Origin of the sequence: Oceaniserpentilla sp. 4NH20-0058, from assembly GCF_040371755.1 — a bacterium.
Lineage (GTDB): Bacteria > Pseudomonadota > Gammaproteobacteria > Pseudomonadales > Oceanobacteraceae > Bermanella.
In genome coordinates this window covers 187,437-208,197 of sequence record NZ_BAABWE010000007.1, presented here as the reverse complement: position 1 = coordinate 208,197, position 20,761 = coordinate 187,437, and the positions used below count along the sequence as shown (strand labels likewise).

The window sequence follows — 20,761 nt, the reverse complement described above, 5'->3', positions numbered from 1 at the left end:
TTTTGTTTATATCTTAAAACAACGATAAAAATTCAAATATTTAAGATACCTAACTTGAAACCATACATAATAATTTTTCTTTTTTGCCTCGATATATATTTTATTTGGGATTTTAAATTCAACCTCAAACCCTTCATTCCATTTACATTTTGCACCAAATATTGGCTTCTTTTCTCCATTTTTCGTATTTACATCTAATTCAGTATTCATATATGAAATGCTTCGAATTTTGTCAATTTCAATTGAACATAAATTGATAAGGTTAATGCATCTTCCGGAAAAACTAAAAATTATATGCCCCTTCTTATTACCATATGATTTTTTGATCCAGCCAAATATTATCCAGGATAAAATTTGAGTAAAACTTTTGAAAATTATGAATATTGACGGAAGAAGTAAAATAAAATAGAACAAAACTGATAAAACATATGTTTCATCCACCTGCTTAAGCTCTGTAACATCATCCAACCCCAAAAGTGCAATCCAACTCAGGAATACACCTGATATAAGCATTGGCAATACAACACCAAAATCAAACCATAAACTATGACATAAAAATTTAGCCATCAATCACCTTTCTCTGAAGTTGCAGCAGTAACCGTATTCCCTACAGACTTATTACCTAATTCCCCCATAACTAGAGATGTTGCCTCGCTATAGCTACTAGTAATATCATTTACAACTTTACTATTAGAAAGAGATTCAATTTTTGCAGTTCTTGTTATAATTTCACTATTCGACTTCGCTGAATTCAAAGCTTCTTTCTGAAATGCAATTTTATTGTCTACATTTCTCACTTTAGGATTAAAGCTAGCCATATCTTGGCCCAAAAATTTTCCGCCGGTTTCCATCATTTTCTTACTACCCAAGCTGCTCATTGTTCCTAATGCTAGTTCAGCGGGATCAGGAGCCTCAAAACCTTTACCCTCTTCAATATTGTTCACAGTAGACTTAGCAACTGTCTCTCCAGTTTCAGCTGCTATATCCAAAAATACCTCACCAGCTTTACCAAATTTCCTTCCTAAGTTAGTTAAACCAACTCCTGTTGCTCCAGCCACGCCACTAACTATAACACTGCTTACATCAAATTCATCTTGTACACCAGCTGCAATTAATACACCCTGCGTTACCGCATCAGCAATCATCGCAACGCCAGCTGTCAATAAAAAAGTACCTTCTGTATCAACTGAATTAACCGGATTATTCCCCGTATACTGATACAAATTACACTCAATAATGCTCTCAATACACTTCTCCAACTCCGCCGCAAATAACGGGTCGGGTGAAATAAAACGGGCACTGAGCGGGTCGTAATAGCGGGCTTCGAAATACATTAATTCCGATGCGTCGCGCTCTTTGGCGCTAAAGCCATAGGGTTGCAACTCGGCGTTTTGTGCATTAGCCGGGGCACCATAAGGTAAATACTGGCTGCCCTGCTGTACCACACCGTTAATGTCGGTGGTTAAGATGACACTGCCCATGTGGTTATTGTGAATAAAGTATTTGGTGCTGTTAATGCCACCCGCTTGGCTGAGTACTTGATAGCGTGGGGTTTGTACCCAGTACACTTTATTGGGTTGAATCTCGGTTAATGTGTTTGGCAATAATTGTTCATTGATCGCGCCCGAGGTCGCGCCTACGGAATCGTTTTCAGCAGAATAATGTTGCCATTGGTTATTGGCAGAGTCGTAATGCCAAATGTTGCTTAGGCCGTTTTTACGGGCGTATAACTCAAGGGATGTTTCGCCGCCGTTATTGCGCGTAATGGGTAGCTGTACTTGGTTCCAACCTGGGTTTAATACTTGAGCGACGGTGTCTTGCGCTTGACTAGCCCCTTCAAATTCCCAAGTTTGTTGGCTTGGGGTTTTAATCCACACCACATCACGGGCGTTGAGTTTGTTTAAGGTTTTGTAAACCAGCTCTGTTTTATTTTGATCGTACGCTTGATAACGTTGTTTTTCGCTATTAAAGCGTAATACAGTTTGTGTGGCACCATACGTTCCAAGCTGTTCAAAAATGGAGCTGCCATCGGGCTGAACCGGTAGGAAAACTTGGTTCCAACCTGGGTTTAAACTGTAGGCGCGAATTTGCGGTAAGGCTTGTACGATGGGGGTTTCTAAACGACCTAAACGTAAGTTACCTGCAAACACATGTTTTTGTGCGCTGTCGTTGCGAATTTCGTAGTGTTTGTCCACATAGAAATTACTATTCGCCAAACCTGCGCCCACTGTAGTAGAGGTTTTATAAATACGACGGCCTTTAAAGTCGTATTGATAGGCTTCAAAACTGACCAATTCATCACTGGCGTTTTTCTTTTCCCACTTGGTGAGGCGGCCCAATTGATCCCAGCTCAGTTGGCTGTAGCTGCCATCTGGGTAGGTGGTTTTTTCGCGCTGGCCCACGCCATTGTATTGCCATTCGTAGCCGTTATCAGAGCTAGTTACGGCGTGTGGTCCTGCTTTACCAGCTTTACTAATGCGGTTCTTAGTTCCCCCTGCATATTGCAAGTTTTGCATGTCATGATCGGTGGTTAATGACCAATTAGCTGGCATGTCGTGGCGCTTAGCCAGAATATTACCAATGGCGTCATACTGGTAACGCAATTGGCCATAGCCACCGGTGGCGATTTTCAGTTGGCTGATGGCATCGTATTCAAAGGTTTGGGTTAAACGGCTTTGTAAAATGTTGTCGATGCGCTCTAAGTTGCCGCGACCATCGTATTGGTAGGTAAGTAAATCTAATTGGCTACTGCCTTTTTTACTGGCTAGGTCAATCAGTTGACCTTTGCCATCGTAATTACGCTGTTGCTGAGTGCCGTTGGCGTAGTCGATGGTTTTTAGTTGTCCTGCTTCGTCGTAATGCAACTTATCAACCATGCCACTGATGGATTTAAGCTGGCCCCGTAGGTTGTATTGGTAATCTAAATTATCACCATCGGGGAAGATTTGGCGCGCTAAACGATCTTGCCCATCGTATTGATAATGAAACTTATAAGGCACGCCAAACAAAGAGCGTTGTTTGTGAATGACATTACCGCGTAAGTCATAGTGGTAATGCTCGGAATGGGGTTGACCATTATTCACCGTGCTGTCGTGAAATTCTTCTACCCATGTAAGCTTGCCCTTGTAGCCTGTGGTTTGTGCGGCGTATTGGGGTTGGTCGTAATGGTATTGGAAAAGTTGTTTATGGCTGTTATCTAATACTTGGGTTAAGCGCCCTGCACCGTCGTAATGGTAATACAGGTTGCGTCCCATTTGGTCGGTTTTGCTGATGAGCTTACCTGTGGTGTCGTATTGATATTGGGTGACGCCTTGGTCTAAATCACTTTGCCAAACCTTATGGCCTAGGCCGTTAAAGCGTTGATGTTTGATGTTGTTGTGGGCATCGTTTAGTTCGGTTAAGCGCCCCAGTGGGTCGTAAATAAATTGCGAGTGCTGCCAAGTTAATGCGTCGTCGATGTGCATTTGTTGGCTTAGTTGCAATACCTTGTCTTGGGCGTTAAAGGTTTTTTCGCTTTGGTAACCGGCTGGGTCGGTTGTAAGTACTTTACGCGGAAAGTATTCATAACTAATGATTGAACGATTACCTAGGTTATCCTCTGGTAGAGTTTCGCTCAATGGACGACCATGAGGGTCTAGCTGGATGTCGGTAGCTAGGGTATCGCCACTTGGCAAAATAAACGCTTGGCTTGGAGTGCGCCATGGGCGAAAGGTTTTAATGGCACGACCTTGGTTGTCGTACCATTTGGATTCACTAACTATGTAGCCCTGTTCGTCTTTGGTGATAGTGGCCAGTTCACGGCCTAGGCCGTCAATGTGGGCACGGACTTCTTCAATTTGATCATCATCACGCAGTAATCGAGTTTGCACAAAGCTGGTTTTATCAAGGGCGTTGGCGGTTAGGCCCGAGTCGTTAAAGCCTTCGTAGGCAAATTGGTATTCTAACTGGCGAAACGGGTCTACAAAATGATAACTGTATTGAGTGGCCGGTGTGGATTCATGAGGCTTTTGAATGCTGGTTAAACGGCCAAAGTCGTCATAGGTGAGCGTGGTGGTTTCTTCATTAAACCCTATGTGCTGGGTGAGTACCCCAAGGCCTGTGTCGTAAATGGCTTGAATACGCAGGGGCTGTTTATCCACGCCGTTGGCGTAGATCCATTCTTCGGTTGGATAGGTTCTGTGGTGGGTGTCCCACACTAATTGACGGCGACGACCTTCTCCGTCAATTAATAAAATGGGGTTACCAATTCCATCGTAAACGTTAGTTTGAGTGGTGACCCATTCTTGCGCGGTTTTCCAATTTTGTTTTTGCGTTGCCAAGCCGCGGCTTAACTGACCAAAGCCTAGGTTATCGTAATAGGTTTTCTCGCCACTTAAGCGTGACCCGCGATCATCTAAACCGGCATATACATAGGTGCTGGCTGGCATTTGAAATACGCCATTTGCATGATAGGCAAATGTGTTCTTAGTAAAACTTTCGTCGCCGATTTCATCTAATAAACCGTAATCTGTGGTGCTGACTAAATTGCCCCAATCGTCATAGCTGTGTTCTTTTATGGATTGTTTAACATTGTTTGAAAATTCACTGTAGACGGTTTGCTCTTTATCTTTTTGAACAAAGCTCACCTCTTTACCAGACATGCTGGCCACGGTGGAATTTATTGTATGAATACGGCGTAGTGACCATGCCGTTATTTGTTTTTGTACGGTTTGATCGTGAGCCAGTTCAACACCCGGAATCAAATCAATTGGGTTGCCAGCTTGCGCCCCTGTGGGAATGGCTTTGCTGGATAGTTCCACCATTTTTGTACTGCCAATGAGCGGCGCTTCTTCGGTGGTGCCGTCTAGTTCGCGCTCGTCAATATTGCCGTCGCCGTCGTTGTCTTGGCCATCTGGTGCGCCAGTGTAAAAATAGTGACGGCTAACTTGAGTGCCTTTTGCGGTATCCCCTAAGGTTTCTACCTGTGCAAAGGCAAAGCCACGGAATTGTTTTTTGTAGGCGTCGTAATAGGCGTCGCGGTAATCATAGGTCTGCACGATGCGGTCGGTTTGATTATCTCCTGTGGTATCAAGGGGTAAAATATGGGTGCGTTTGCTGACCACTTGTTGCGAAATTGGGCTGGATATTTGCCATGGATAGCCGGCATCACTGGCCGCTTGCTGCATGGCACCCATACTGGTGAAATCCAGCTGGGTGCGCAAACCCATACCGTTATCAATCACCGTCATTAAATGGGATTTGGTATCGCCGCTGATGTCTAAATATTGCGGTGTGATACTGCCATTGGCCGACACCCAAATAAAATCACTGGTGCCGTTGCCGTTGATGTCTCCTTCAAACACACCTACCGCTGTGGGTACATAGTTGGGCGCTTCAACCGCTTGTGCATCGGCCCAGCGTGGGCCATTGGCACTTAATTGTTGTAACCAAAAACGAATTTGCCCCGGTTGCACATAGACTAAATCCGCAAGGCCATCGCCGTTAATGTCTTGCAGTTTTAAGCGCTCAACTACTAAGCCTGTGGCATCTGGGCCGTTTTGAATAGCAATGGCATCATCAAAGGCTAACTGCCCTTTGTGTGGCCAGTATTTCACCTGAATTTTTGAATTTAATTGGCGCAGCCATGCAAAATCTTTTAAGCGGTCGCCGTTCATATCAGCCAGCTTAACCGCTTTATTGGTGAGATTAATGCCTGCCGGCAATGGGCTTAAAATACTGCCACTGCATTGCCATTGGGGGATATCAAATTGTTTATTGGCGTTAAAGTCGATGTCTTCTGGGCCGGGGAAATTTCCAAATGGGGCGAGGTCTTGGTCGTACCCTTGTGCCAATGATGCCGCTGGATTGGCCTCGCCGTTTTGACAGTAACGCAGGTATTGATCCTGCGCTGAAATAATATCAAGACGCTGATCAAGGTTAATATCCATGAACGAGGTGCCAGTGGTACCCGGGCGAATGGTTGGAATATTCGGGTAAGCCACAGCCTGTGCAAATTCGCCATTGCCTTGGTTGCGGTAATACAACCATGTACTGTCGCTGATGCGGTGTAAAAAGTCTGCTTGGCCGTCGCCATCTAAATCGGTGAGGTCCACACTGGCATCGTTAAGTGGTGCCACCGGTGCGCGGTTTAAGGTTTTAGCCGCTGCAAATTGGGGTTGGCCCAGTTTATTTGGCCCTAGGTTTTGAGCAAAGTGGTACTGGCCGTTTTTATAAAATAACCAATCCGGTAAACCGTCATTGGTTAAATCTGTGAGGCTGGCATCTTGTCCAACCACATTAATACCCGTGGGCAAGCCTTGCACTTGAATCAGTGCGCTGGTGTCTAACACACCATTTTGGTTTAAGTCGATGTCTTCATCACTTGAGAAGTTACCCAGTGGTGCGATGTCTTGATCGGCAGCGAAAATCTCGCTGTATTCAAACCGCATGGGGGGCAGTTGTTGGGTTTTATCTGGATTAAAGCGCGTGACTTTTTTTAATAAACTGATGCCAGAATTCAGCGCCTGTTCATGCTTGCTTGGGTACAAACTATCACCCAGTTCATATTCATAGGCTAATTGGTAAGACCAAAGCAGACGGTTGCCATGCAATACTTCTATAGATTTAATTCTGTGCTGGGTATGTTGCTTAAAGCCCGATTGATAACTGGTAAAACCATCTGGGCGAATTTCATAATTAACATTTATGGTGTTTTTTACCGCTGACGATAAACCATATTGAATACGCGAAACCGCTAAAATATTTTGCGAGGCCACTGCTTTTGCATCTTGATTGGCCTCATGTGGCGTTGCATATTGGTAAGTAATGCTGACGCCTTTGGCGTTGGTGTGTTTGGTGAGCTTCCATTCATAAATACCGTTCAAGGTATTCACATTTGGCCCAGTGGCCACTAAGTGATTGCTGCCAGAATTTAATTCATCAACGGCACCAAATTCAAAAATATTACCGGCTTTATCTTTTGCAATAAACCCTAAATGAGTTTGATAAAAACGAATAAATTGCGATTGCTTACTGGGTGCATAAGAGCCATCGGTTAATGGTACTAGGGTATCGCCCATGTAAGTTAAAACATCAATATGACTATAAGTGGGTTGCCCGTTTTCTTGCGAGCGTTGAATGCTGGGAATGTTAAATTCCCAACCTAAACCGGCAATACCCGCCCCTTTACCTGAACTGTAATTTAATGACAACTCAGGTTGCAAACCCGACGGCCCTTTTGGCACAGCAATGCTCACGGCGTAGCTTGCACCACCTGTGTTTAACGAAGGCTCGAAGGCTTTGCCTAAGCCTTCTAACGAACCTGGGCCTTCTGGCAAGGAAATATTATCGCCTTTAACCGATGTGTCTTCTTCAGCGTGTGCAAATGGCATTGGGGAAATGGCCAAGACACAGGTGAAAAAAAACGGCAGCAAGCGGAAGGCTTGCTGCTTAAGTAAGGCTGGGGTTTGGGTTAGGTACTGCACGTTGGCTTAGTTTACAGCTTTATGGGCGATTACACGCCAAAATACATTTGCGTTACCTGCACTGTCATTCATATCAAGAGTAAAACCTGCTTGTGTAAAACCATAAACATGCGCATTTGCTGCATTATCCCACCCTCCATTATGTGAAACTGTTGATGTTACATTCAGCGTTGCATTAACACTCCTGTCTCCAGTAATAAATTGAGGGTACGTCACAACTACTGTATCTACTAATGCGGGAACCATTCCCCAGATAGTTATAAACCCTGTATTTTTATCCCAATAATAGCCGCAATTATTTGATATACCGCAATCCGAAACTCCTATCGCATATTTTGCCCGTTTAAGAACCCCCCTATTATCAACTCCCCCTGTAGGTATCCTATTAACATTCAATTGTCCAGAATTTATATTACTGGCATTACGAAAATAATTAATATTTTGGCCACCTAGTTTAGCCGCATTATCAGCTTGAATTGCTGACGCTGCCTTTGCATTTTTACCTAAATATTTATTTTCTAATATGACACCATTATCATATATATCATTTGCTTGAATAATATTAAAAGGCCAGTCGCTAGTGCCTAAATTCCCATGCCCTCCAGGTTGATATGGAATGAAGCCTTTTTGTGATGTTCTAATGAATTTTCCAGAGTTTCCACCTGCAGTTAACCCGTAATGCCCATTCACAAATTCTTGCCTCATAAATCCAGATGAATCAACATTATCGAGTTTTTCAGCATCCCTAGCTTTTGCACCAGTAAACTTGCTTTCTAAACTAGCGGTTCGAGTTGAAAGCGACGTTACATCTGAATTCGCATCTGCTATTTCACTATCAACATAATCTATTTGCGCATAAGTATTGGCGACTAACCCACCTAATTTATCCGCATTATCGGCATCATCAGCGCGGGTAGCATGGTCTGCATGATTTGATGTAAACGCATGGAAACTTGGCACTAATTGCGAGCGCGGAAACATTTCAGCCCCACCACCTATACTGATGCCTAAATATGTTTTTGTGGTGAAATCTACGCACTCTTCGTTGCAATCATAGGCAGGTGTTGAGTGGCTGAAGTCATCGCTATGCATGGGATTAATCGCCCCTAATAGAACATTCACATAACCATGAATTACACTCACATTATTATGGGATTCTGTCCAAACTGGGGTGCCACCCGTTGGTGTGGCATAAATATTAAACGTTATATCATACACATCATCGGATACAGCTTCGCCTTCTGCATTGTGTAAGCGCCCTTGAAATGGCACCAAGCGGCTAATATCGTTTTCCCCTTGTGTAAATGCGGGAAGAGGCGTCATAGCTAATGTTGCCAGTAAAGATAATGTATATATCTTTTTGGCTAGACTTTTCGTTTTCGTGTGTAACTTCATGTGTTTCCCCAATTTTTTGCATTATTTTTTGTAATGCCGAAGTTTGGTTTTAAAATTTAATTTTTCATCTCGGATGCGCTTCGCTTATCCAAGCCACGTTTTGTTTTTAAATCCCAAAGGCACAGTTGTCTTCCAGCTCTTAAAGAATATTTGTCAGCTTTTTGATTCACTATTACTCAATTGGAAATTGAATATCCTTTGGTTTACCAAAGCTGTATTCCAATTCAACCTCTATATCACTTAAATATTGAAACTGTAATTTGCGATTGTTATATCGATTATTTTTGATACGTAACATCCATGTGCTCACCGCTGGACTATGATTAGATAACTGGGTATTTGGCACGACTTCTGGGCTAGCATAACCATCAATACTGGCTTCAACTGTTGCTAAAAATGGCGACTGCTCAAGTATGCGCCCCTTTTGTAGGGTATAACTGAAAATATCATCTTTAATCGGATACTCAGTAAAAAAGGTACGTACAAATGAGCGGTCTAACATAACCAAATCTACTAAAGCTGGAGACATGTTGTTATCACCACGCACAGAGCGACTGGCAGTGCTGACTAAATTTAAGTTGATGGATTCTACTTTGATATTGGGGTGTGCAGGGAAAATACTTTCATCTGCAATATCCAGCGTAAATTCAAAATGCACATCTCGGTTTTCTGGGTTGGCACCTAAAATGCGATTTGCCTCAATAAAGCTACGGAACTTTGCCTCGGCAATGTCTGGGGTAAATTGACCAAAACCTAAAATGTCATCTTTTAACGAGAAGCGTACTTTTGCGATTTGTTGGCTAGGGTAACGCAATTGACGCATTTTTAAGTCCCACGCTTTTAATGCATCAAAAAAATCCCCTAAATTTGGGCTAAAGCTACCGGCAAACTCAGCCGAAAAAACCGACTCAGCACGAACATAAGGATCATACGACACAGATAAAGGCTCGGGTAAACCACCATCTAAACGCAATACAGGGTTGTTGAATTTCTCGCTCCATTGATATTCCAATGCTTTAGCCGCGTAATAGGTAAGCTCTATTGCTGTTTCAAAAGAGTCATTGGCTGCTTGTTCGGTACGACTGGCCTCCATGCGATAAGCAGGGTCGTTGTAATAAGCACTATCGAAGTCTGCAATTGCGACAGCATAGTTCGCTAAAATCCGCTCCGCTTTTTTAAATAGGTTGTCAACTACGGCCTGCTGACGCTCTTCTGCTTTTAAAGATGCCTCTAATGAGACATCTAAAGTTGCCAACTCTAAGGCCATGTTTTTAAGCAGCGCACCACTGTTAATTGCATCAACATCGGCTTGTTGTATGGCTTGCAAAAATGCCATGGCTGATTGGCCTTTCGCCAGTTTTTCAATATTTGGGTTACGAGAAGAACCTTCACTGGTGCCCCAAGATTGACCATTACTTGTCCCCTTACTGGTACCCCAAGATTTCCCCCAAGATTTAGAAATAGAAAAAGATCCCAAACCACCGCTAACAGATATTCCTCTAGAGCCACCACGTGAAGAGCCAGTAGATGTCCCTTTTGAGGTACCTGTTGACGATCCTTTAGATACGTTACAACAAGTCGCCATGGTATTGGCATATTGTAGTAAACTTAATTCTTCGCCATTTTTTAGAAATAACTTACCCAGATCGCCACTGCGCTGTTGTTCAATGACGATTTTTTCTGCTGTATTGGTAATTTGAGTGCGTACTTGACTGGTCGCCAAGAGAGCTTGCTGGTAAGCCAGTACCTCAATCCCTATTGTCCCGGCTTGCTCCTCAGTAACAGAGTGAAACACTTCGTCTTTATAAGTTTGTCGACCTTGCGCTGTGTGCACATCATAACCATCAGGTGATATACCTGTTAGCTCTGCTAGCTGATCTACATATTGAGAGGTTTGTGAACGTAACTCGCTGGCTAAGGTGGTCTGATCCACCTCATAAGTGCGTAATGCTGATTTTGCTGACTGCTCCGCTTCAGTTGCTTCTTTTATTCTATCTGCCGCTATATTCAAAAAATTTTCCACTCTTTGATAGGGTACAAAATCTCCCGCTAAAAGTAATGGGTTAAACCCAGATTGAATATCTTGATATAGACGATCAATGTCGTTTACTTGGCGTTTAATTTGATAGCCATTGTTATCTTGAAAGTGGTCTTCGCTTTGTAATGAAGCAAGGGCAATTGACTGTAAATACAAATGACTTGCAGATTCTTTCGCTAATTTAGCAGCCTCTGTACGGCCAACTTCGTTTTGGATACGATCATGATTGAGATCTAAATCTTCTGGCCCAGGAAAGTTACGGTACGGGGGGTTATCAACGTCTTTAACATTGTTCTTAAAAAACATGAATTTAGCATTACTAGAAGCTACCATACCATAGCGATTTAATAACTCGGTATAACGCTGAAATTCATTAGGGGTGGTTGGTCCCTGAGTATTATTTACTAAAAATGGAAGTGCGCTACCTTCGTTACCCACTGGGCGTAATACTGAACTGAAACCCATTAGAGATGGCGTCGCTTCTAGCAAGCCTTGCTTAAAAATACCTTTTGCTTCAGTAAGTAATTCAATTTGTGATTTAGTGCTTGGGTCGTCATCCGCTTTAAAACGATTTCGTAAACCCTTCACTAATGAATTATTACCTTTTAATAATCTTGCTTCAGCTAAAAAATTGAAACTCTCTTGAAAGCCCCATTTAGCATGATTTAAATGCTTTTGTGATAAGGTGTCTGCCGTAAGCAAAATAGCCTCAAATGCTTGATGGGCCTGCAACAAATACCCCATGTGATTCACATTTAAGTTACACCCTAGAGTGACTCCATGCTCGGTTCCATCTGGTTTCGAGTCTAGGCTTGTTAATAGTTCTTCATACGTTTTGCCAACAACCCTGTTTGGTGTACCTTCAAACCAGGTGAGTTTATAACTTTCACCACAAGCAAGTAACCCCCATGCAGCACTGATGCCTGCATGCGGTGTTTCTAATTCTCGGTTACGTTCTTCTGCAGTTGTGGTTTGGGCAAAGATGATGCCTAACATTAACGAAATTAAAGCCATTTTTTGTGTAAAAGCGCTCGAGAAATTCATTATTTACTCTCCTCTTGGCTTTGAATGCCGGTATCTAAACGCACGCCACCACTGTACATGCTACCACCTTGGTACAACTGCCCTGCGCTGATGTACATTTTATAATGTTTATTTAAATTACCCGCTGGTGCATCCATACCCGTTGGCACCGCATAGTAACCACCACCCGCACTTGGGCCAACATCGTTAGGGGCGTTGGTCTCGTATGCGTCGTCTTCTAAGTCGTCTGCTTTAAATCCATCACTATCTTCTACTCCTTGCGAGCCTGATGTGCTCATAAGTGGGAAGCGGTCAATATCAAAAGTGGCGCTGTCCATGGCTTTTAGTGACGGTGTTCCAGCTGCTCCAAATAACGAGAACATGCCCACGTGGATGGCTTCTGGATTCTTAATGGCCAAAATATCTTGCGTGGTGTACGGCAAGGTTTCCGCATTGCGGGATGCATTTAATACATCTGAATTTAATTTAACAAAATACACACCGGCATTACTGCGGATATTGCTAAATTGATGAGAGAAGCTGCCTCTCAACCCTGTAGTTTGTTCGGTGATCAATACATTTTGTTGGCCATTAATAGAGCGTTCTGCGTGAGCGGCTCCCGTTGGGATATAGGCCGATGCGGTTACTTCGCTTAATGGTTTAGGGGCCGTGTAAGAGGCTGGCCAGTAATCGGCTGCGTAAGCTTCGTATGCATCAGGGTTGTAGATTTTGATATAGTCGACATCTGTATCGGTACCAATAGCATTGGAAGCAAAATCAAAACGGAGGCGGGTAACTAAGCCTTGTTTTGTCCAGCGACTATTGTTTGAAAGATCGAGTGTCGCCACATAATAACCATCTGCATCTGGCCCTTCTAGTGTTACCTCAGATGATTGCTCTGCAAAAGATCCAAATACAATATGCCTTTTACCAGAAAAGCTATCAGCTGATTCATTACCGAAGAAAAGACTATTATAATCAACGCCTTGATTCACGCGATAACGAATTTTAACGTGAGAGTATTTACTACCGTCAAATTCATCATTAGTATTTTTTAGGAAACGGAGAAATTGAGGGTCGCCACCTGTACTGACTAATTTAACCGCGCCATTTGCAATAGATGCGGTATAGCGGGCTTTATGCCAGTTATCTAAATCACTTTCTAGTTTATAGTTTTTATGCATTACATATGGGTTGGTAAATGGTGATTTACCCACATAAAAACCTTGGATTTCAGCTTTTGAGCCCACAGGGGCGACAGAGCCATTAACCTCACTTCCAAAAACTAACCTCGCAAAAACATTAGATAAATCACGACTATGAGTTCGCTCAACTTGAATTAGGTAAAAATCATCTGGTAAAGATAAAATTTCGTAATTATCTATATCGTAAGCTTTCCATAAAATTTGCTTAGTGTTTGAGTGAATCTTGAATCTTGATAGGTCTCCATCCATACCTAGTTGAAGTGACAATCCAAAGGCTTCTGAATCATCAGGAACACGAACTATAAATGACGAATAAGTTCTCTCACCCGCTTTAACTTCTAAACCTTTGTTATAGGAATTAACAGGTATAAAATATCCCGAACCGGTTTGTTCTGCCAAATTTACATTAGGCACATTAGATGGATTCAGCGTTTCGACTTTCGCTAAGGTACCATTACTGGCATTACCCCAATTCCATCCATTTTCATTGTAAGGGTCAGGGTGGTAGTTTTTAGCGTTATGATTTTCTGCATTTTGAAAGTTTACTAAACCTGATGCTCTATTGACTTCGCATTGAGGTCCAAACACATAAAGGTTTTCTTGGGTTGTAATTTCATAAATGCCATTTTTAGCCATAGATAAATCACAATGCATGTCAGTATAATTTTTAGAAGCCTTTAATGATACTTCGACACGATACCAATCATTTGCCAGAGGCGTTACTTTTGAAGGTAAGTTTGTCTCACTTATGACATCACCCGTTACTAGATTTAGCAATTTTGAAGAAATAAATGACGACCCATCCCCAAAACGAAAACGTAATTGATTTGTCGAACCCGCTTTTGCAAATACGGAGAATGTTACGACATCTCCAGATTTAACTGGGAATGTACCATCACCCTGGGTCTCACTTCTAAATATCCAACCAAGTTTTCCATTACCATTGTGTACAGCATTAACCGCTGCATTACCTGATCTAGGGTCTAGGATATTTGCCTTAGAGAGTCGGACGCCGACAGGGGACCATTGGGTAAAATTCTCAGAATACGAAATATAATTCTTCCCAAATTCCACCTCACCCGGTTTAGGCTCTATATCAATAAGGTAACCATCTTCACTAATAGCCGTTGTGTTATTAATACGTTTATACAATTGCCATGTACGAGACTGTAGTGTTTTGTCTAATTGATTGTAGTCGGTAACGTCTACAGCTTGTAGAGTTATTGGCAATTGCGCCGTGGAGGGTGAAAGTAATACTTTCATCTCGCCACTAGAGGCAATTAATTGAGGGGATAGCTCTTCTATTTGAGAAGCACTTAGAGCTTCAGTATAGTCTTCCTCCGTATCACACTGAGTTCCACCTTGATCAGTAGTACACTTTTTAATTCGTATAGTGGCTGTGGTTACTTCATAACCTAACTGCAAAACTGCCAATTCATAATCACACGGAATTAATCCATCAAATTCGAAATATCCGTTTTCATCCGTTTCGGTATTTAAGACAATACCACAGCCATTTAATTGAATATTAATCCCTGCATCTGGCAAGGTCCCTGTAACCTTATGTACTGATGCCCCGCTTACATCTAAGCTCCAATTTTCGAGTCTACCAACACTGCTTGACGTATTAGTTATTGATAGTGTCCACTGGCCTAAACTTAGCTGACCGTTGAAAATATCTAATGAATCTATGGATTCATCAAAATCATCATAACTAACATTACTTAGGTCGCTACTTTGATATTCATGGAGGCTTGCAATTGTTCTTACTTCCTCTTGAGTTTCTTCATTAAACCAGCTAGGCCCAATTAATGCTAAACTTAGAGACTCAGGTACAGGATGGTTGACTTTTAGTTTTGTCATCACATCAATAATACTGAACCTCTCTGTGATATTTAAATCAAACAAATTAACAGATGGGCTTTCTGGAGAGCCAGATAATATATTGCCTTCTTTAAACTCTGAAATTATTGAGTCTTTCTTTTTTGGTTCTGCAGATAATCGACGAGCTATAAATTCACCTTGAATTTGAATCGGTTGATCAAATACACCATAAATATTTTCTGAATATGAGCCTTTCAAATCTAACGGAGATAAGCCGTCTGTTTCACTACCTCGCTTTCCGGTAATTGTAAATTCTCGACGTATTTCTTGATTATATGGATTATGCTCATGCTCCGCTGGCAGATGTAACTGACCAAGAACCTGAAAATGCGACTCTGGGTCAGATAGCTTTGCACCCGAAAGATAGGTAATTTCAGGAATTAGTAATGAACGCTCTTCATCTAAGAACGCTTTCACAGAAAATTCACCATCAGGAGCAAAACTTAAGAAATAAACAGGGTTATGCACATCCGCAGTTTTGTCGTTAATGCTGGCAATATTCACTGTCATTTCATAATCGCCAATAATATCAGCAACATCTAACGTTACATCAATGCGTTTTTCTTGGACTGAGCCATTTGCTCTTAATACGATTTGGGTTTTGTAATTATTTGAGGATTGCATACCTGTACGATTTGCAACCATGATCAATTCACCATTAGAATTTGATACGTTACCTATTGCAAAATCAGTCAGAACTGCTTGCCCCCCCTCATCTAATGATTCAAACAATAACCAATCTACAGCAGGTTCAATGGTGGCTTGCCAGTTTAATACACCATTACCATCATTAGTAATAGCAATTCGCTGGCGATTTAGAAAGTCTCCAAAGGCTACTGTGTCTTGAGTATTTGGAAAATCAAAATAGCCATCGCCATTCCAGTCGATATCACCAGGTGTGAGGTTATCCCAAAGGGCTTCTACACCGTATTCGCTTAGGCTTAGCAGTGGCTCTAGGTCGATATCAGGTGGTAGCAAGGTACCCATTGATGGCAATAAGGCTGATTGCTCGGCCATGTAAACCCAAAGACCTGTATTGACTTCGATATCGGTAAATTCTTCTTTTAGAATAATTTGTGAGCCACGGGACTTTTGAACCGATAAGAATTTATTTCGATTTGAGTCGTATTTCCATATCTCTAAAAATGGTACACCTGCCAAGGCTTGCTCATGGGGGATTAAATTATCAGATGACAAACCGATTAAATTCCAACCTGGGTACAACACCATTTCGCCAACAGTTTCGCTGGCGTTTGTTATTTCAAGGTTAATATCTTGAGTGGCTTGCATCCAATAGCCTTGCCCTACGTTTAAGTGGGTTAAATTTGAGGTTTCTAGACCTTCATATTTAGGCCAGCTTTGCCATGTTTTTGTATTGTTATCAAACGTCCATATTGCTGTTATTTTAGATTTAGCATCACCAAAAGTATTGTCAATTGAGGCATTAGCCGGCAATCGAGGGAAGCTCACCAGTTGCCATTGCTCAGCTTTTAAATTGAGGGCTGATACATGCAGAGGCAGCACCAAGCATATGCAGGCGAATAACGTTTGCGATATAGGACGCACAATATTTTTATAAAAATTCATTTCCTTGTACTCCTTACTTCACCGGAAAACCAGGTGGGCCCAATGGCGCATCCGTTGTATTTAGGTTGCTTTGATTGGTTAAGTTTTCTTTGAATATAGTAATTTTACTGGCCGCTTTAGCTTTATCTTTAAAGGCTAGTAACATTTTGTTTTTTTGTTCGCTCAATAAGGTTTTTCGCAAACTGGGTTTTAACTCATCAAGCGGCGTCGTTTGCTTGGACCTTTCGTCTACTAAACGCACCAAATACGTTGCACTTTTAATTTTGAATGGAGCTGATATCTCACCTACTTTTAATTTGCTGGCAGCCTGAAATACTTGTTGAGGCACACCTGCCATTTGACTGGTGTTTGACATCCAAGGTAATTTCCCTGAGCGATTTGCCGTTTTAGCATGATGGGATTCTAGAGCGTATTGACCAAAACCTTCTTCTGGTTTTAGATATTCGGCGGCTTCTTTCACTTGTTTTAACGCTAACTTCCCAGCGGGCAAATCGTCACGCTGCTGGAATAATGCAATACGCTTCATTGCGGGCTTGGTGTATTTCTCCTTATTGGTTTCGTAATAGATACTTAAATCAACGTCTGTAATTTTGATGCTTTCTTGCACTTTTTGCTGCAAATATTTTTTATATTCGTAAGCCAATAACTTACGCTGATTGTTAATGTACTCTGGACTTTCATTAAAGCCATTTTCTATGGCCTTGTTGTACATCACTTGCTCTTCTATCATTTCATTTAATAACTCAATGCGGCTATCTTCAGCGCTCACCATGGGGTTAGAACTGTAAAACGCCAACTGATGGTCAAGCTGATTACGAGTAATAGCATTACCATCAACTTCGGCAACTATACTCTCGCCTATTTGAGACAGGTTGTATTGTCCATCTATGGTTTCTGCTTGCTCATTTGAGCACGCAGCTAAGCATAATAAACACAGAGGTATACTTAGTGCTTTCATTATTATTCACTCCAACCTAACACCAAGTCTTGCTCATAAGATGTATTACCTGAGGTTGTTACTTTTACATTTATACCCGGAGCAACGATACTGCCTTGATCTTTAATTTTAAGCTTAATATTTGCAACACCGCCATTTGGGTTAAGAATACTTTTATAAGGTGTAACTGTAATTTTATTATTTGTTAATTCATCACTTGTTACAGATAAATACACGGCTCCATCGGTTGCTAAATTAGCTAGATTTACTGTTACCTCTGTTTCACCAAACGAGACTAGATCCACATTTTGAGTTAATACAAAATCTGAGGGGTTATATTGTTGGTATTCTTCTTTAGTATCTGGATTTTGCTTACTACTACCATCGCTACACGATGCTAAAGCAACCATTAAAGAAATAACGAATAATTTTTTCATTACTTGTGCTCCCAAATATATACTTGACCATCAGCATGCAATGAAATGAATCCACCATTAATGAGTTCTAGCCCACGTACTTGTGAATACGGTGCCGCGACACGAGCTTGGAAACTACCATCTACGGATGAGTAACTTTCTATTACTCCGGATGTTCGGCCAACATAAATACTGTTATTTACCGCCTTCACAGCGCTAACATCTAAGTTAGGCACAACCTCCTGACTGTTTAAATTACCAATATTAGTTGCGTAGATACCACTGCCAGAATAGCTATTAGCTAAAATGAGATTTTCACCAGAAAGCTCTGCTACTACTTTCTCACAACACTCTGCACCGCCATTAATGTTGTAAATGACTTCTTGCTTGGTTGCATCCCAAACGAACATTATTTTTTCTGGGTTGGATGCTTGTATATATAGAATATTATTACGGGCCAATAAACTGGTCAAAAAGCCATCGTAGATTTTCCAATTACCAATGTAGGAAAGTGTTTGCAGGTTGAATTGATAAAAATAACCATCAGCGTGTAGTGCATACAGGTTTACGCCATCAATGGATAAATCTGTCACGGTTGAAGTGTTTTTATTAAATGTGGCCAACTTAATTGATGAATTCACATCCCATACTTCTATGGTACCGCCCACATTACCCATGATTAAATATTTACCAGAGGTAGCCAGTTGGGCAACACCGTTAGCATCTGATGATTCTATACTTCTGGCTTGGCTTAAATTATTTAAATCATAAAGTTTTACGCTGGCATTGTTTGTTGATGCTACAGCTAACTCTTCATCAACTAACAACATTTTGGCCGCGCCGGTCTCGAATGTAGCGATACTGGCTACCAAGGTTGCATCTTGCGTTAAAACAGAGGTTTTAGCTCGTGGGTTTGTGCCATCTAAGGATTCTTCTAGGTTAGTTCGCCCGTCGTTATCTGGGTCTAAATTTGCGTCACTGGCATCTAGCGGGTTAAGACCATTTTTAATTTCAAACAAGTCTGACATGCCGTCGTTATCGGCATCTTCTAATCCACTATTATTGCCGTCAACTGCGTAAGGAATGCCGTCACCGTCATAGTCAACATTACCGTTTGGCAGCGGGATATTTGGGTCATTTGCATCTAAGTCTTTGAAATCAGGAATGCCATCCCCATCGGTATCAAGGGTGCTATTTAAACCAAGTAAAACTCTAAAGTTATTCACAGCTCCCGGTGAATTTGCCGTATAGAAGATATAATCTGAATAACCAGAATATTCATTTTCCATTATATCAGCATAAGCAAATACATCAGAGTAACTTTCAGACATTTGCCCCCCGAAAATCCCCAACTGTGAAGATTCGGTATAATCACTCTCAACCGTTTTAAATATTCTTATGCGGTCAGGGTCATCAAGGCCATTATGAGATGTAATTATGAATGATTGCTTACCATTCCCCCTAAATATCAGATCAGGCAGCTTATCGAAACCTGTCTCCTTGATATTTGGGATAATATATAACTGACCATTATCATTATAGGGTTTCTCAAACAGTAAAGTAGGTGCTGAAAACGAAGGCGCATAACCATCCCATGCACCGGCAAAAGAAGCCATGACATTACTAATGACAGTGGACGGATCGCCAATGTCGACACCTGATGCCACAATATCCTGTGCATCATCACCATTAATATCACCAAATGCAATGCGACCTGTGATTTGCGGAAGGCTTAATTCTCGCCAAACACTACTGCCAAATGGCTGGCCATCGGCGCTTCGCTTATAGATATAGAGGATTTGATTAACTGCACTAAATGCCCATAATTCTGGGCCGTATTCCGAATCAAAATTAGTAAAGCCTAACTGGATAGGGCCACCAACCGGCAATGAGAATAGGCTAATAAGTTGAGGGGAGGCATATTGATTTTGCGCGTTTTGCTCTAATACAAACACTTTGCCATGATCGGTTGCAATAACTAAATCTAAGCGTAAATCAATATTCCAATAAGCAAACAACATAGAAGACGGCACACCATTGACCACTTCATCCCAAACAAGCGGAGCACCGTGCTCATCAAGCAAGTTCCTATACGCACCAGGACCTGCATCAACAATAGATGCCTTACCTATATCCGCTGCTGTTTTTGGAAATTGTGCAGCATTATTTGGTGCTGAACCTAATGTGTATTCATCTTCATTGGCGAAGCCATCGCCGTCGTAATCTCCACGAGGATTATAGGTATTACTTAAAAATTCAAGGCCGTTGCTAATACCATCATTATCGATATCTAGATTACCGAAGAGGACTGGGTCATTTGGATCATTAGGGTTTTTACCATCGGCTAGTTCTAGTGAATCGTATATACCATCACCATCTGAGTCAAAATTAGATGGCAGCTGAACATTTTGTATTACTAAGATTCCACGATCTGAAATTTGGACGTTAGCGACGGTCGTACCCGCTATTTGCAGGGATAAAACATCCCCTACCCGGGCGTGGTAAATATCGCGTGAACCAATATTGGCTTCTAATGGGATTTCAAGCGTGAATTGATAATTGTTTGAGCTACTGAGGGTTGATTCGGCTAAATTAACATCTGCATATCGTGCTGTGATCAGCATACCATTTTGTGTAACTTGCTCACCAGCCGAAAATACATGACCCTGAATGACAAAAGGTGGCTCTGGCACACTGGCATTTACTATTGGTACGCTCAGCAAGAGAAGGATAGCTAAAAGATTTTTCACCCTGACACTCCCATTAGTACGTCAGTTCATTGTAACTAATGGGAGCAAAAAACTTATTAGAGT

Annotated in this window: 8 protein-coding genes; all 8 read right to left on the bottom strand. The window is 41.7% G+C overall.

Going from position 1 to position 20,761, the window contains the following annotated elements; translation table 11 throughout:
• Nucleotides 1-6: 6 nt before the first annotated feature.
• Complete coding sequence (locus tag ABWV45_RS11025; RefSeq protein ID WP_353351597.1) at nucleotides 7-567, bottom strand: hypothetical protein; 561 nt, start codon at nucleotides 565-567, stop codon at nucleotides 7-9.
• Nucleotides 567-7,463, bottom strand: a complete 6,897-nt coding sequence (locus tag ABWV45_RS11020) for a toxin TcdB middle/N-terminal domain-containing protein (protein ID WP_353351595.1) — start codon at nucleotides 7,461-7,463, stop codon at nucleotides 567-569. Before ABWV45_RS11020 ends, ABWV45_RS11025 begins: the two co-directional genes overlap by 1 nt.
• Before the next feature lie 6 nt (nucleotides 7,464-7,469).
• Nucleotides 7,470-8,858 (bottom strand): DUF8740 domain-containing protein, encoded by a 1,389-nt coding sequence (locus tag ABWV45_RS11015; protein ID WP_353351593.1) that lies wholly within the window; start codon nucleotides 8,856-8,858, stop codon nucleotides 7,470-7,472.
• Between the two features lie 172 nt (nucleotides 8,859-9,030).
• On the bottom strand, nucleotides 9,031-11,940 hold the full coding sequence (locus ABWV45_RS11010) for a hypothetical protein (RefSeq protein WP_353351591.1): 2,910 nt from the start codon (nucleotides 11,938-11,940) through the stop codon (nucleotides 9,031-9,033).
• Nucleotides 11,940-16,595, bottom strand: a complete 4,656-nt coding sequence (locus ABWV45_RS11005) for a phage head spike fiber domain-containing protein (protein WP_353351589.1) — start codon at nucleotides 16,593-16,595, stop codon at nucleotides 11,940-11,942. Before ABWV45_RS11005 ends, ABWV45_RS11010 begins: the two co-directional genes overlap by 1 nt.
• Nucleotides 16,596-16,608: 13 nt before the next feature.
• Nucleotides 16,609-17,553 carry a peptidyl-prolyl cis-trans isomerase gene (locus ABWV45_RS11000; RefSeq protein ID WP_353351587.1) on the bottom strand — a complete coding sequence of 315 codons (945 nt, stop codon included), beginning with the start codon at nucleotides 17,551-17,553 and terminating at the stop codon, nucleotides 16,609-16,611.
• Nucleotides 17,554-17,555: 2 nt separating this feature from the next.
• Complete coding sequence (locus ABWV45_RS10995; RefSeq protein ID WP_353351585.1) at nucleotides 17,556-17,969, bottom strand: hypothetical protein; 414 nt, start codon at nucleotides 17,967-17,969, stop codon at nucleotides 17,556-17,558.
• On the bottom strand, nucleotides 17,969-20,698 hold the full coding sequence (locus ABWV45_RS10990) for an eIF2A-related protein (RefSeq protein WP_353351583.1): 2,730 nt from the start codon (nucleotides 20,696-20,698) through the stop codon (nucleotides 17,969-17,971). The genes ABWV45_RS10995 and ABWV45_RS10990 overlap by 1 nt, the downstream gene beginning before the upstream one ends.
• Nucleotides 20,699-20,761 lie beyond the last annotated feature (63 nt).

What these genes read in the sequence shown, in the direction of transcription:
- ABWV45_RS11025 (WP_353351597.1), bottom strand. Translation starts at nt 567, where the DNA reads ATGGCTAAATTTTTATGTCATAGTTTATGGTTTGATTTTGGTGTTGTA.
- ABWV45_RS11015 (WP_353351593.1), bottom strand. Translation starts at nt 8,858, where the DNA reads ATGAAGTTACACACGAAAACGAAAAGTCTAGCCAAAAAGATATATACA.
- ABWV45_RS11010 (WP_353351591.1), bottom strand. Translation starts at nt 11,940, where the DNA reads ATGAATTTCTCGAGCGCTTTTACACAAAAAATGGCTTTAATTTCGTTA.
- ABWV45_RS11005 (WP_353351589.1), bottom strand. Translation starts at nt 16,595, where the DNA reads ATGAATTTTTATAAAAATATTGTGCGTCCTATATCGCAAACGTTATTC.
- ABWV45_RS11000 (WP_353351587.1), bottom strand. Translation starts at nt 17,553, where the DNA reads ATGAAAGCACTAAGTATACCTCTGTGTTTATTATGCTTAGCTGCGTGC.
- ABWV45_RS10995 (WP_353351585.1), bottom strand. Translation starts at nt 17,969, where the DNA reads ATGAAAAAATTATTCGTTATTTCTTTAATGGTTGCTTTAGCATCGTGT.